Origin of the sequence: Bacillus sp. 22483, from assembly GCF_052044605.1 — a bacterium.
In the GTDB taxonomy this organism is placed as follows: domain Bacteria; phylum Bacillota; class Bacilli; order Bacillales; family Bacillaceae; genus Bacillus; species Bacillus altitudinis.
The window spans coordinates 89,648-103,058 of record NZ_JBQENU010000010.1 but is presented as its reverse complement, the minus strand read 5'-3'; the positions used below and the strand labels follow the sequence as shown (position 1 = coordinate 103,058).

General features: G+C 42.4%; 13 protein-coding genes. 5 read left to right on the top strand and 8 right to left on the bottom strand.

The window, feature by feature from the left end:
- Positions 1–50: 50 nt before the first annotated feature.
- The 3 genes from ACTJJQ_RS14935 to ACTJJQ_RS14925 all read right to left on the bottom strand — a co-directional run bounded on the left by ACTJJQ_RS14935 (position 51) and on the right by ACTJJQ_RS14925 (position 2,956).
- Positions 51–1,106 (bottom strand): tartrate dehydrogenase, encoded by a 1,056-nt coding sequence (locus tag ACTJJQ_RS14935; protein WP_035390412.1) that lies wholly within the window; start codon positions 1,104–1,106, stop codon positions 51–53.
- A 99-nt stretch (positions 1,107–1,205) separates the two neighbouring features.
- Entirely contained in the window at positions 1,206–2,138 is a 933-nt protein-coding gene (locus ACTJJQ_RS14930; protein WP_335357702.1) for a DMT family transporter, read from the bottom strand.
- On the bottom strand, positions 2,135–2,956 hold the full coding sequence (locus ACTJJQ_RS14925) for an AraC family ligand binding domain-containing protein (protein ID WP_268451049.1): 822 nt from the start codon (positions 2,954–2,956) through the stop codon (positions 2,135–2,137). The genes ACTJJQ_RS14930 and ACTJJQ_RS14925 overlap by 4 nt, the downstream gene beginning before the upstream one ends.
- 154 nt (positions 2,957–3,110) lie before the next feature.
- On the opposite strand from ACTJJQ_RS14925, the gene ACTJJQ_RS14920 reads away from it, so the two are divergent.
- Both ACTJJQ_RS14920 and ACTJJQ_RS14915 read left to right on the top strand, forming a co-directional pair.
- Positions 3,111–3,785 carry a GntR family transcriptional regulator gene (locus ACTJJQ_RS14920; protein ID WP_335357703.1) on the top strand — a complete coding sequence of 225 codons (675 nt, stop codon included), beginning with the start codon at positions 3,111–3,113 and terminating at the stop codon, positions 3,783–3,785.
- Between the two features lie 132 nt (positions 3,786–3,917).
- Positions 3,918–4,214: a DUF3817 domain-containing protein gene (locus ACTJJQ_RS14915; protein ID WP_008347156.1), complete on the top strand. Its 297-nt coding sequence runs from the start codon at positions 3,918–3,920 to the stop codon at positions 4,212–4,214.
- 74 nt (positions 4,215–4,288) lie between these two features.
- On the opposite strand, the gene ACTJJQ_RS14910 is transcribed toward ACTJJQ_RS14915, so the two are convergent.
- A complete protein-coding gene (locus ACTJJQ_RS14910) occupies positions 4,289–6,538 on the bottom strand; it encodes a hypothetical protein (RefSeq protein WP_414092695.1) in 2,250 nt (749 codons plus the stop codon).
- Between the two features lie 160 nt (positions 6,539–6,698).
- On the opposite strand from ACTJJQ_RS14910, the gene ACTJJQ_RS14905 reads away from it, so the two are divergent.
- A complete protein-coding gene (locus tag ACTJJQ_RS14905; protein WP_144610469.1) occupies positions 6,699–6,917 on the top strand; it encodes a hypothetical protein in 219 nt (72 codons plus the stop codon).
- Positions 6,918–6,930: 13 nt separating this feature from the next.
- Complete coding sequence (locus tag ACTJJQ_RS14900) at positions 6,931–7,113, top strand: hypothetical protein (RefSeq protein WP_241511744.1); 183 nt, start codon at positions 6,931–6,933, stop codon at positions 7,111–7,113.
- Positions 7,114–7,707: 594 nt separating this feature from the next.
- Here ACTJJQ_RS14900 and ACTJJQ_RS14895 read toward each other — a convergent pair.
- Together ACTJJQ_RS14895 and ACTJJQ_RS14890 are read right to left on the bottom strand one after the other, a co-directional pair.
- Complete coding sequence (locus tag ACTJJQ_RS14895) at positions 7,708–8,130, bottom strand: pyridoxamine 5'-phosphate oxidase family protein (protein WP_008347166.1); 423 nt, start codon at positions 8,128–8,130, stop codon at positions 7,708–7,710.
- A 294-nt stretch (positions 8,131–8,424) separates the two neighbouring features.
- Positions 8,425–9,294, bottom strand: coding sequence for an SDR family oxidoreductase (locus ACTJJQ_RS14890; protein ID WP_008347170.1), 870 nt, complete (start codon positions 9,292–9,294; stop codon positions 8,425–8,427).
- A 155-nt stretch (positions 9,295–9,449) separates the two neighbouring features.
- Between ACTJJQ_RS14890 and ACTJJQ_RS14885 the strand changes: the two genes are divergently transcribed.
- Positions 9,450–10,061: a class I SAM-dependent methyltransferase gene (locus ACTJJQ_RS14885; RefSeq protein ID WP_024720226.1), complete on the top strand. Its 612-nt coding sequence runs from the start codon at positions 9,450–9,452 to the stop codon at positions 10,059–10,061.
- A 16-nt stretch (positions 10,062–10,077) separates the two neighbouring features.
- Here ACTJJQ_RS14885 and ACTJJQ_RS14880 read toward each other — a convergent pair whose 3' ends face one another.
- Both ACTJJQ_RS14880 and ACTJJQ_RS14875 read right to left on the bottom strand, forming a co-directional pair.
- Positions 10,078–12,165 carry a BglG family transcription antiterminator gene (locus tag ACTJJQ_RS14880; protein ID WP_008347174.1) on the bottom strand — a complete coding sequence of 696 codons (2,088 nt, stop codon included), beginning with the start codon at positions 12,163–12,165 and terminating at the stop codon, positions 10,078–10,080.
- 121 nt (positions 12,166–12,286) lie between these two features.
- The gene (locus tag ACTJJQ_RS14875; RefSeq protein ID WP_440600341.1) at positions 12,287–13,369 is read right to left on the bottom strand and encodes a C45 family autoproteolytic acyltransferase/hydolase; all 1,083 of its coding nucleotides are present in this window, start codon (positions 13,367–13,369) and stop codon (positions 12,287–12,289) included.
- Positions 13,370–13,411: the final 42 nt, after the last annotated feature.

Sequence of the window (13,411 nt, the reverse complement as noted above, 5' to 3'; positions counted from 1 at the left end):
ATCAAAAGGCGAATTATAGATACTACTTGCCTATATTTATAATTAATACGTTATTTCTTCAATCGTTTGATGATTTCATTCGTGACTTCTTGCGTTTGATAGGCGCCGCCGATGTCTGCTGTTAAAAAGCCATCTGCTGTGACTAATTCGATGGTTTCGAGCAGATGGGTGCCCAGTTCTTCCTCTCCGAAATGATCCAGCATCAATTTAGCGGTCCAGATTTGACCGATCGGATTGGCAATTCCTTTTCCAGCAATGTCTGGAGCTGAGCCGTGTACTGGTTCAAACATGGATGGGTATTTGCCATTTACATTGATGTTGGCGGCAGGCGCTACGCCAATACTTCCCATAATGGCTGCCCCAAGGTCTGTCAAAATATCACCAAACAAGTTACTGGCAACAACTACATCAAATTTCTCAGGTCTAGTTACAAAGAAGGCTGAGAGTGCATCAATGTGCTGTGAGTCTGCTGTCACCTCTGGATAATCCTTTGCTACGTCTTGAAACACTTCATCCCAAAAAGGCATGGTATGAACGATCCCATTCGATTTCGTTGCACTCGTCACATGCTTTCGCCTTTTTTCTGCTAATTGAAAGGCAAAACGCATCGCACGCTCTGTCCCTTTTCTTGAGAACACTGCATTTTGAACAGCAAGCTGATCTTCTCCTTGATAAATACGGCCTCCAATTTCACTATATTCACCTTCACCGTTTTCTCTGACAACTAGAAGGTCGAAATCCTTTGGCTGAGCAAGCGGTGAGCGAATGCCGCTCAGCTGTTTTGCAGGTCTGACGTTTATCACTTGCTCAAATTCACGTCTAATTTTAATGAGCAATCCCCAAAGTGATACATGATCCGGCACTAAATTGGCATCTCCGACTGCTCCTAAGAAAATGCTGTCAAAGGCTTTTAGTTGTTCCAATCCATCCTTTGGCATCATTTCGCCATGCTCTAAATAATACTCACAGCTCCACGGAAAGTCCTGAAAGGTGAAAGACAGACCGCCATGCACATCTGATACCGCTTTCAAAACTCGAATAGCTTCAGGCACAACTTCCTTTCCAACCCCGTCACCTGGTATCGCTGCAATTGAAATATGCTTCATTGATTTTTCCCCCTTTGTTATCGGTCGACCGTCGACCGTTTCATTTGAGTTTACTAAAGAGTGCGTGTTCTTACAATGGACAAAAGACGCTTTTTTTGATCAAAGCGCCTTTTTATCCTGCATCAGCACATGGGGCTTCTGTTTCTTTCTTCCCGCACTTTTTTTATCTGAAAGCAGCAAACCTCCTAAGGTCAGTGCTGTTCCAAGCCCAGACATGAAGGTCAAGCTCTCGTGAAGAACGATCATTGAAATGATCATCGTGATAATAGGCACTCCATAAATATACACACTCGATTTCACCACACCGATCGTCTTCACGGAAAAGCTCCATGTTAGAAAACAAATAGCAGATGCAAAGACGCCTAAAAACAGCAAGTGGAAGGCAAACGATGGATTGGTCAACCGCTCCCAGTCTAAACGAACCTTAAAATGCCAGATCAGTGGAATCATCCATAGCAGTCCGTAAAAGAAGACACGCCTTGTTACCTGAATGATATGGTAGCCATATTGGTTGATCATCTTCGATAAAATGGAATAGAATGCCCAGACGATGGTAGCCATAAATGCTAAAGCATCGCCGAGTGGATTCAATTGGAATGTCGTCATCCCGTTCAAGCTAATCAGCACAATTCCCGTCATCGCAATGAAAAAGCCGATAAAAAACCGGCTATGTAGCGGCTCATCTTTTAATAAAAAATAAGACAATAGAAAAGAGAAAAATGGGACAACGGAGCTGATAACACCTGCATTCGAAGCAAACGTATAGGTAAGTGCAACATTTTCTAAAAAATAGTATAAGACCACACCGCATAACCCTGCGAGCGCAAACATCCCTTCATGCTTTCTATGCTGCACCTTCATGGTGACTGGATAAATGATCATCAGGGCAAGGTACCCAAGGAAAAAACGAAAAAATAAAATCTCTGTTGGAGAAAAAGCCGTTAATAATATTTTGGTTGATATAAAGGTAGATCCCCATAAAAAAATGGTGAGCATGGCTGCTAGATGACCAAGAAGCTGTTTATTTTTCATTTTGCTGTTACCTGCTTTGCAAAAATTTGCTGATACTGCCCTGGCGTAAGCCCAATAAATTCCGAAAAGAAATGAGTCAAATGACTTTGATCAGAAAATCCAGCGGCAGCAGCTACATCTATTGGCTTCATTCCTTGGGCGAGAAGTTCCTTCGCATAGTTCACCCTGATTGTCTGTAAATAACGATACGGCGTAATTCCTCTGAACTTTGTAAAAGCACGCAGCAATGAATATTTGTTCATGGACACAAGCTCACCTAAGTCATCTAACGATATATTTTCCGTGAGATGTGTTTCAATATATTGCTGTACCTCTTGGACTTTTTGTTCATTGGCATTGGCTGCTGATGCTTTTTCCTCTGGTGTATCAGAATAGGTTTCGATCAACTGCTTCATCAAAAAGTAAAAGGCTTCCTGTTTATTCAAAGCAGGAGCTTCTTCTGTGATCATTTGATGAAGATCATATAATTGCTTTGCTAGTTCACTTTGTGAAACCACAGGGGCTTTAAAATGCGGCTTGTGCTGAAAGACCTTCTCCAGCACCTCTGGTTCAATATTTAAGCTGCGATAATCTAGCGGCATGTGATCAAATTGTTCACATGCGTGGTTATCGTACGGATTGAAAAGAAGGATATCTCCTTTTTCAATGATGTATTCTTGATTTTGGCAGAACATACGTCTTTGACCGCCTTCAATAAATCCAATCACATAGTATGGATGAAAATGTTTTGGGAACTTTTTGATGATGGCATGAAAGCGATACGCCTCTATTTGCAAGTCCTGGTCAAAATGGACTGTTCGTTCCTCTAGTATTCTCATGTCGATCCCCTCTTTTCACTGAGCTGATCATTAGTGTAGCACACCCTTTTTCTCTTGGATTGTACGATATTGACTTTTCGATGCAGGCTTGCCTAGAGGGAAGAACTTGGATAACATGAGACAAAAGAGCATGTATAAAAGAGGGAATAACGGGATGAATTCATTCGAAATTGAAAGACCAGCACCGTATCATATGCAATTTTATGAACAGCTGAAGCAAATGATATTTAACGGGCAGTTCCAGCCAGGTGAACGCATCAATGAAACGCAGCTTGCCAAACAATTTGGGGTAAGCCGCTCACCAGTGAGAGAAGCCATGCGGCTTTTAGAGAAGGACGAACTTTTAATCGCTGATCCTAAATCAGGCTACTCTGTCTATACGTTAACAGAGCGGGATGTCGAGGAACTCTATCAAGTTCGAATGGCTTTAGAAACGCTTGCCGTTAAGCTTGCCTGCAAAGAAGCCACAGATAGAGAGATAGATGACATTGAACGGGTGCTCACGAAGGCAGACGAAGCAATCAAACAGCAGCTGCCATCTCAGGATATCGTTCAGTTACACGAAGCGTTTCATCAAACAATCATACAAGCCAGTCACAATCACCGTTTATCTAAACAATTAAATCACGTGAATGCGCTCATTCATTATTGCCGCATCTTTCATTTTAGCGGCGGGCCTCGGGCCGAGACGATTCAAAAAGAGCATACGGCCATTTTCACTCAAATAAAAGAACGCCGGGCTGCAGCAGCCGTTCAGGCGATGACAGACCACCTCATACATGATGTGGCGCATTTAAAGCAAGTACTCTCTGAAACAACCGAAAAGTAACGCGTGTCATTTCCCATTTTTTAAGCATTCGTTGAACATATTTTGAATTTTTCGTAGATTTCCGCATGTCCAGGCGATCTTTCGTTTATATTAGAAGATGAGAAACTAGCTTTTATACAGGAGGATTTGTATATGCATACAAGTATCAGCCGTCTGAGACAGGCGGGTTTTATTGAGGGTATGTCTCTTTTAACCCTTCTTTTAATTGCCATGCCTCTAAAATATTTTGCGGATATTCCGATGGCGGTCACCATTGTGGGCTCTCTTCATGGCGCATTGTTTGTGATCTATATGCTCATTTTGGCATATGTGACATTTAAAGTTCGCTGGCATTTGAAATGGTCCATCGCCGGATTCTTTGCGGCATTCATTCCTTTCGGCAACTTCGCCTATGACAAGGTGCTCCGTCAGTATGATACAAAAGCTTAATCAAAAGGGCTAAAACGAATGTCGTTTTAGCCCTTTGTCTTTACGTTGAAGCGTTCTGATAGTGGAACGCTTTTTTATATCGATGCATATTTCACAATGGCTGCTTGACGTGTCATGTCGTTAAACGCTATCCATAATTCATCATCAGGCAATACGCTAGTAATTGGATCAATTGGCTGCTTGATCTCATACTGCACACCATTTCTTTCGACTTGAATGATCGCTAACGGAAGATTGCCGATGACCCCGACAAACGACACTTCGGTCACTTTTGCACTTCCTTGTTTCTCTTGCATGAGTCCCATTTCTCTATTCAACTCTTCTTTTTTTGTCTGCATCGTGATTTGTGTCCCTGGCGCGACCTCCATATGGTCAGGTATGAATTGACTGACCGTTTTTGTGATGGATTGATCTCCGCTAGAAACCGTCACATCCAGCATAATAGGCTTCTGATCATGAATTGTGACTGGATATTGCTTCACCCGTTGGATCGTTCCTGTTAACGTCACATCTTTCCCCGATCGATTCCGCACTTCATGCCCATAGGCTGCCATTTTGAGCTGGCCGTTGATGTCAACGAGATCGGCTTTTTCTCCTGTTCTAAACTCAAAACCAGCGGCTTGAATCATCGGAATGGTATACCTTTTCTGATCTGCTTCAAATGTAAGTGATAAGACGGTGCCTCGTCCTACGGTTCCATATGATTCTATGTTTCTTAAAATAGCGCCTTTGATGAATTTTGGCTCGCTTGGCTGCGAGAAGTCACCTTCTTTTAAGAGCATCGCTTTTTTCTTTTTCGGATTGTAGAGAATGGCGATACGCTGACCCGGTTGCGGTATCTGAGTATAGGATACAACCGTTTTAACCGCCTTTTCGATATTTTTCCCATCATATTGAAATTGAAGCTGCATGTTGACCAGCGGCTGTTCGTTGATGTAGGTACCCGTTTCTTTGACTGATACAATATTGGCTTCTAATGTGACACTGTCTTTTATCTTGTTCTTTCTCACAAGCCTCAAAATCGGTGGCAGGAAGATCGCTAGCACAAATAACAACAGTGGGATAAAGAGCCATATCGCCCAGTTGAGAATAAGTGGTCCGCCCTTCATGACATATTGCATAAAGGTGTCAACAGACGTTTGGTGGGCTGGACTGGCATTTTCGATTGAGATGACCTTTTGCAAAGGGAATTCCTTTAGCTGTTTGCTTTTCGTCTCAAAGGCCCCCGTTAATTGGTTGCCAAGTGAATAATAGAGCCAATCGCTCTTCACATTTTTATGAAAAGAGAGATCTTCTTTTTGTAAAGATTCATATGACAACGACTGAAAAAGCTTGCTGGCAGACGTCGCCTTATTCGTGCGATGATTATAAATATAACCAGTCAGCTTGCCTTGTGCTTCGTCCTTTGCTGTAGAGCCTAAAAGAAGAACTTCTTCTTCATTCAGCTGGTAGATAAAGGTTTGGTACATCGGTTTTGGTGTTGGGACGACTTCCCCAAGCCTTCCCTCTGCATCCACTTTCCTTGGTCTTTTTGGATAGTTGGATTCGACAGCGACAGCAACGTTTTGTGATGATCCGATCGTTTTTTTCAGTTGCTGCACGACTTTTTCTTCAATGAGGCTAAACGGTTCAGCACTTTTGGAGACATAGACCCCAAGCTGATGCTTCTCGTTTGAGATTCCGCTGACATACGCCTTCTGGTCATTTTTCAAAGTCAATTCAAACATAGGGAATGGGGTCTGCCCTCTAAAAGAATTCATGACGACATCGATGGAAACAGGTCTTGCTGGTAGCTTCAGCTCGCTGAGATTGTGGACATGAAACTGACCATTCTTTAGCTCACCGAGGACCGCAGCAGCGCCTTCCATTTCTCCTGTAAACACGAGACGTCCATTCCATTGATATGTATTCGTTTTTAAAAATGAGGGAATCTGTAAGTTTTGCTTGACGAGTTCTTTCTTTGCTCCGCTTGGAGACAGTTTTTCGATCAACAGCTGATCGTCTTTATTTTTTAAAGCAACTAAGAGATGGTTCCCTTGAATGGATGGCAGCATTTCATTAAACGTATCGCTTTCCGTGGTCCATTCACTGATTCTTTTTCCTGATTGAGGATCATACATTGCAAAATGGAGCTGCTGGTTTTTTGATACAGCACTCACCACTCGTTTTCCTTCATCGAATGTAAACATTCGTTTGACGTCATACTCTGTTACTTTCCCTGTGGATAAATCATCTTGGTAATGGTTCCACACCAAAACACTAAGAATGATCGCTGGAATAAAGAAGACAATATACCTGAGGAAAATCACTGGTATTCTTTTCACTTGATCGCTTCCTTTCATGGAGTTCCTTTTTCTTATACGTCAGTGCAGCGAGAATGTTTCATGCTAGCAGAATACCATTCCAACTTTCTAAATCCATATTTTACATATTTGATTATTTACGATAAAATCCAATCAGATTCAAAAAAAGGATGTTATCTCAATGGATAAGCTATCATCGATCATTCTAGCGGCTTGGCTGCGTGTTCCCCGTTGGTTCAAGCAAGGGGTGCTCGTATCTATTACCATTTTCTTTTTTTATATGTGCTTTGTAAAGGGGCTGACTGGCTGGTACACCTTGCCGCCTGTCACTTTGCTCGCATGCGCCATTTGTTCCTTTCTCATCTGGATGGTGTGGCTAAACAGTCAAAAAAACAAGTAAAAAGGAGAATTTCATGAAAGAATCCATCTTTTATTTTGCTATCTCTTTTGTTCTTCAATGGGTTTGGTTTGGGGTTGTGCATCCAGATAGAGGCGTGACACTGCTGGACATATTGATCTTCTCTATTTTGTTTACGGTGATGTTCTTTTTTATTGGCCGGATTTGGAGGTATCAGAAGAAAGGGCGAAGTGAGTGATGATGAAGCATTTCCTCTTTCTGTCGATGAGTGTTCGTTGTTCTAATGTTGGCGGCGAATCTTTTTGAAGGGGATGTCATGCGGACGGTGTCCGCTTTTTTTCTTCCTTTTTCCTATTTTATTGTTTAAAACGTAAAAAGGCTGCCAAATAGATGGCAGCCCGTTTCTTACTCTTTTCATGCAAATAAATAATCAATGTTTAATCTCCGTCACGGAGTGTATGAATTAAGATTCGATCATATCAGTGTGTCATATGTGTTCCGAGTGAACCTACGTTTGAAAGTAAACGCCATGGAAGTTCTGGATAACAAGACAACGAAAGCCCTACCTCTCATTCGTCCTTACGGCTCCGAAGCCGTGCCAGTGTGAATTGTAAATCAAAACGTCTTTTTTCCATTCTTCCGCTTTTATAGGGGGCGGTTGCAGAAGGAAAAGAATAAGTTTGTTCGCTTTGACAGCGTCTCGTTCTTATCAAGTAGAAGCTCTATTGCTTCTCATTATGTCATAGAAAAAAGAAAGTTTACTTTCTTTATTTATTTGCTATTTCAACACTTAATATAAAACTATAACACGTTCCCCCAACTTACGCAAGTGTTAAAGTGATAATTCTGCTGGTGTCCGGTTTCCTTCGTTCATATAACGAATGGAGGTTGGGTCAATCTTAAGGATCACTAGGTTTGGATCATCTTTTCCTTTAAACCATTTCTCCATCTCATCAGACCAAAGGCGGTCGATCAGTTCTGGATCATCAGTTAATGTGGCTTTACCTGCGATTTCTGCATATGTGTCCCCAAATCCTTCACCTGAATAACCAATGAGAATATGAACATTCGGATTTTTTTCAATCTCATCCGCTTTATGTGTTTCTTTGCTTGTTGGTGTATATAATGTCAGCCCTTCATGAAAAAAAGTCATATAGCGGGTATGCGGCTTATCTTGTTCAACAGTCGCCAATGTTCCCACTTTTTGTTCGTCTAATAAGTTCATTACCTTTTGCTTTAACTCTTCTTGTGACATGTATCTTCACTCCTTCAAGATGTCATCCGTACTCTTAGGTTTCCACGACAATCCATTCATTAAACAAAGAAATGTGTTTTTCATAAAAAGACATCTTCTAGCTGATGCTATAGAAAACGGACACATTGAAAGGGGATGTTGAATATGCATCATGAAACGATGTTCCATTTGAGTTCACTTGTTATTGCAGCGGTTGTTGTGGGCATTATCATATGGTCTGTCTCATCTGTACAGAAGAATCGGAAGAAATACTAAATACACCGCCCAATCAAAGCTGGGCGGCGTGTTTATTGATCATGTATTCATAAAGGAACCGCCGTTGACGTGAAGTGTCTGTCCCGTCATATAAGACGATTCGTCCGAAGCAAGCAGTACATAGCAGCCTACATGCTCCACAGGCTGTCCTGGTCTTCCCATTGGGGTCTCGGCCCCGAAGTTTTCGACACTGTCTTCATCAAATGTAGATGGAATGAGCGGCGTCCAAATTGGACCGGGTGCTACACCGTTGACCCGAATTCCATCTTTCACAAGCGACTGTGCCATAGAACGAGTAAAGCCGTTGATGGCCCCTTTTGTCGCCGTATAATCAATGAGCACTTTGTTGCCTCGATACGGGTTAATAGATGTTGTATTAATAATGGAACTTCCCGGTTTTAAGTAATCGAGTGCCTTCTTCGTAAAATAAAAATAAGAATAGAAATTGGTTCTAAAGGTTTGGTGAAGCTGTTCACTAGAAATATCTTGAATACGTTCTTTCGGATGCTGTTCGGCCGCATTATTGACTAAGATGTCCAGCTTCCCAAAGGCTTCAACTGTCTTTTCTACCGCTTTCTCGCAAAAGGCTTCGTCCCCGACATCCCCTGCAATCGTTAAACATTTAACGCCTTCCTGTTCTACACGTTTTTGCGTATCTTCTGCATCCTCATGTTCATTTAAGTATACAATCGCGACATGAGCTCCTTCTTTGGCATACGCAACAGAAACGGCACGTCCAATTCCGCTGTCTCCCCCTGTAATCAGCGCTACTTTTCCTTTTAGCTTACCAGACCCTTTATACGATTCATCCTCATAGATCGGCGCAGGATTCATTTCTCTTTCACTGCCTGGCTGCTGATCCTGCGTTTGGCGCGGAATGCCATTTGTTAAGTATTCACGTAAATCCATGTGTAAGCTCCTCCTTGATTTGTTGATGTATCCTTTCATTACCACTTCATTTTTTCACTCAAACATCCCTATGCTTCATCAATGCGTTTTGAAAACTGACAGGTTTCAGGATGGGAAAAATCGGTTACATAAACATAAAAAAGGAGCGTTCTCACATGCTGTCAACCATTTCTAAAACCTTTAGCAGACCAAAAGGCTGGCTCGGAAGCATCGCAGGTTTTATTATGGCAAATGAAAATAAGGCACTGAATCAATGGGCGATCCAGCATTTAGATTTATCAGATGGTGAAAACATATTGGAAATAGGCTATGGCCCCGGCTATAGCATCAAACATATGCTCAAGCATTTTGACGATCTTCACATTGATGGACTAGATGCTTCTTCAACTATGAAGGAACAGGCGCATTCGCGTATAAAGAAACGATCCAAAGAGAAGCAGGTCAGGCTGTATGTCGGGAAAATTGAAAAAACGCGCCTGCCGGCAGATCAGTATGACAAAGTACTTTCTGTTAACAATTATACGATTTGGGATGACCCAAAGGCTGGCGCACTCAACCTTTATCACACCTTGAAGCCGGGTGGAACACTCGTCATTGTGATGCAACCAAGAGAAAAAGGAGCGGACGCCAATCGAACAAAAGAAATGAGCGAAAGCATCCTCAATGATTTAGAATTTGCTGGATTTGATCAGTTTTCTGTTGAATATGAGGAGATTCGTCCCACCCTCGCTGTCTGTGTCACAGCAAAAAAGCCGAGAAGCGAATAAGCTCTCGGCTTTTTTCTTACCATTTTGCCTCTTTGACAAATTGATAAAAAAGTTGATGTAATTTCTGTTCAATCTCTTCCTTTGTTCCTTGTCCATAAAGCGCCATGCTTTCTTCGCTTTCAATGATAGATGAACTGATCAGGCTAAACATTTCAGACCCTTCTTTGCCAAGCTCTAGCGGCGCTAGCATGAGGAGCATTCTGGACATAAGCTGCTGCCCGCCATCCATGCTTTTGATCTCGTATGCCTCATCAAGATCATAGATATGAAAGACCGGTTTCTTAATGAGATCATGCTTTAAGTGAAAAAGAGCAAACTCGGTTCCTGGAATGCCTAAACCACCTTGCTGCTCACGCTCAAGCAAACCGGCTGTCACTTCGTCTGCACGTTCTAAATAGCCTTGACTTTCAACCTGACGCATCAGCTCTCTCATTGTTGACTCATGCTGCTCCGTCGTCTTCTTTTTTTCGATTGTAAAATGGGACAAGATGCTGCGAATCACTGACATATAATTCGTGATTTGCTCTGCCATTCCTATCATATCAACCGTTTCCTCCACCGATTCTTTTGCAGATTCCTGCGCTCTTTTTTTCTCAATCAGATAAGGAATTTTTCGTTTAATATGAGACTTGACCCGCACTGCGTCATCCTCGTTTAAGAGCGGGCTGACCATAATGTAATCAATATGCTCATAGGGGATCGGCACGGTTGATACGATCATGTCGTAGCTTGCAGCGTCGATTTCCTTTAGCTCCATTAAGGAAGATAGATCGAATTTGGCGATCTCAGGCAATTCTTTTTTTAATCGTGATGCGAGCATTTTTGACGAACCGATACCGCTTGAGCAAACGACCAATGCATGAATCTTGGTTTCTTCTTTTTTAATTTCAAGCACCGAACCAAAGTGAAGCACGATAAAGGCAATTTCATCCTCAGGAAATTCGATCTCAGGAAAGAAGCGCTCCACACCTTCTTCAATCGCCATGAACAGCAAGAAGTAGTCTTTTTTTATTTGTTGTGTGAGCGGATTATAAATCCGCATCTTTTCTTTTAATCGGTTCATAGCTGGTTCAAGATGAGACACGAGTCCCTCATACAATGAATCGTTTTCATTTAAATGATAGCCTGTTTTATGAGAAATAAAGTCAATGAGTTTCTTCGTTCTCAGCGCGATATCTAACTCAATCTCATCAATGCGGTATTCTGCCGTAAAGCTTCGATTTGCACTGCGCAAATGGATGGTCATGTATCCAACTTCAGCTTCAGGAATCTCTACATTAAACATGCGTTCTAATGCTCGTGCGATTCTGAGTGAAGATTCAAATTCCTTCGTCCGCTTTAATTCAAGCAATTCTTCCTCTTCCATCCGAATGGTTTCACCGATTTGAATGCGTTCAATGGCATAGGTTAAGTGAACGACAAGTGCAATATAGGCACTATCTGACAACGAGAGAGAGAGTCTGTTTTTCAAATGAAAGAGCAGCCTTTCTACCTTGAGCAGCTGTCCTCGACTGACTACCCCAAACACCTTTTCAGTCGCTTTCGTTCGATGTTTAATATTCATCTCAATCGTTTCGAGAAATAATTGAATGTCGAGACGGTCAACGATCAGGTTCCCGACAATTTTTCGTTTGGCTTCCTCCGGTCCTTTTAATTCAATGCCGTACCCACGCTTGCGGATAAGCAGTAAACCGTAAGGAGCGATCCAGTCCGTCAGTTCATCTAAGTCGTAGCTGATGGTCGCATTTGTGACCTGCAAGTCGGCTGCAAGTGTATATAATTTCACCGGTTCTTTTGCTTCAAGTAGGGCACACAGGATTAAGAGCTTCCGTTCATCAGAACTATATTCAATTTGGTCTTCATTTGAAATATGAGACAGAAGCCGCTGTTTGTCTTCCTGTTCACCGACCGCCTTCAAGCCCTTCCCCGGCTGTTTATCAAGTGATAGGTTGTAATTCTTTAAAATAGGTTTAATGGATTTAAGTTCTCTATGAATGGTTCTTGTACTTACCTGAACAGAATCGGCGATCTCACGAATGGTGACATAACGATTTTGCTGAATCATATATTTGATCACTTTCTGTTCTCGTGCCGTTATGTACATGAAATGCCTCCTTCTGCTTAAATAGGTCTATTGTCACACTTTAATATAAAACGCTTTCACTGATCGATGCAACCTGAAGTTGATCTAAATTTGGCACACAGGCTGTGACAAAATGAAAGACTCACACGTTTCTCCAAAAGGAAGGTCCATAATCCTTTTGATGAAATTGAATCGTTTGTTCATGAAATGGCAGTGTGCCCCCGACCTTTAATGAATAGGTAGGATTATAGACGGGAGAGCCAAAGCAATACTCCATCGTCCCTTCCTCCGGCCGAAACATGACGGTTCGCATCGTACCAAACAGCTCTTCATAATTGTGCACAGTCAGACCAGCAGGGTATTCTGTCTGAAATAGTTCTGTCAGAGACTCGCTTGACGGCTGTTCTTCTAAAGCTTGAATTAACATGTCGTACCTGACAACAGAATGATGTTTCGTCAACCCTTTTGCCGTGTGATCAGCGAGCGGATGGTTCGTAGCCGCAATAAATCCACGCTCCGGCCTTCTCACCTTTTTTTGCCCATCAATCATTTCAATCACAGCCGCCTCTCCCTTCCGGTCAGCAAGCATGAGGTGAACATTAGACGCGACAGGCATTTCCTGTACCAAACGGACGGCATCCTCCACCGTTTTACAGGACTCTAGCACAGCACGAATGACATGATATACTTGCAAGCCAGCAACAGCCGGCGGCTTTAAGCCTGGTTCGTTGCCAATAGGCGGACCGCATGCAGAAAATGTCACCGATAGACCATGTTCATTCATCCCATCCGATCGACCAAATAAGATTAATGATGAGCCTGTATGGACTGCTGAGCCCTTCACATGCGTAGATACAAGACGCATATCATCAAACAGCGGAGAAAAATCATAGTTGCGAAGCATCACCGTCTGTTGATTGGCAGCCTCATTCCTCTGCATCACACAATGGGAACAGCCTGGCTGAAGATGCGAAGAATAGAAAAAGGTCAAATCGCTTTCATCTATTTGCATAGCATCACAAAATCCCGAGAGCTCTTCTTCTAACTGAGGAAGAAACGGTCGAACCAGCTGCTTTGTTTCCTTCACAGCCTCTTTTGATAACGGTTCTGATTGAATGTATTGTTTCTTAAGCAAAGGGCGTTCCTTCAGCCAAATAGCCTGCTGCTTTCCTACCTCATAAGCTGTTCCTTTCAATTCATGAAAATACGCACTCATCTCCTGCATGCATCCACCTCTTTTGTCTTAGTTTCTTTTATCATATCGAAA

Excerpts from the sequence above, each read along its gene's own strand:
- ACTJJQ_RS14935 (WP_035390412.1), bottom strand. The coding sequence starts at position 1,106 with ATGAAGCATATTTCAATTGCAGCGATACCAGGTGACGGGGTTGGAAAG.
- ACTJJQ_RS14930 (WP_335357702.1), bottom strand. The coding sequence starts at position 2,138 with ATGAAAAATAAACAGCTTCTTGGTCATCTAGCAGCCATGCTCACCATT.
- ACTJJQ_RS14925 (WP_268451049.1), bottom strand. The coding sequence starts at position 2,956 with ATGAGAATACTAGAGGAACGAACAGTCCATTTTGACCAGGACTTGCAA.
- ACTJJQ_RS14920 (WP_335357703.1), top strand. The coding sequence starts at position 3,111 with ATGAATTCATTCGAAATTGAAAGACCAGCACCGTATCATATGCAATTT.
- ACTJJQ_RS14915 (WP_008347156.1), top strand. The coding sequence starts at position 3,918 with ATGCATACAAGTATCAGCCGTCTGAGACAGGCGGGTTTTATTGAGGGT.
- ACTJJQ_RS14905 (WP_144610469.1), top strand. The coding sequence starts at position 6,699 with ATGGATAAGCTATCATCGATCATTCTAGCGGCTTGGCTGCGTGTTCCC.
- ACTJJQ_RS14900 (WP_241511744.1), top strand. The coding sequence starts at position 6,931 with ATGAAAGAATCCATCTTTTATTTTGCTATCTCTTTTGTTCTTCAATGG.
- ACTJJQ_RS14895 (WP_008347166.1), bottom strand. The coding sequence starts at position 8,130 with ATGTCACAAGAAGAGTTAAAGCAAAAGGTAATGAACTTATTAGACGAA.
- ACTJJQ_RS14890 (WP_008347170.1), bottom strand. The coding sequence starts at position 9,294 with ATGGATTTACGTGAATACTTAACAAATGGCATTCCGCGCCAAACGCAG.
- ACTJJQ_RS14885 (WP_024720226.1), top strand. The coding sequence starts at position 9,450 with ATGCTGTCAACCATTTCTAAAACCTTTAGCAGACCAAAAGGCTGGCTC.
- ACTJJQ_RS14880 (WP_008347174.1), bottom strand. The coding sequence starts at position 12,165 with ATGTACATAACGGCACGAGAACAGAAAGTGATCAAATATATGATTCAG.
- ACTJJQ_RS14875 (WP_440600341.1), bottom strand. The coding sequence starts at position 13,369 with ATGCAGGAGATGAGTGCGTATTTTCATGAATTGAAAGGAACAGCTTAT.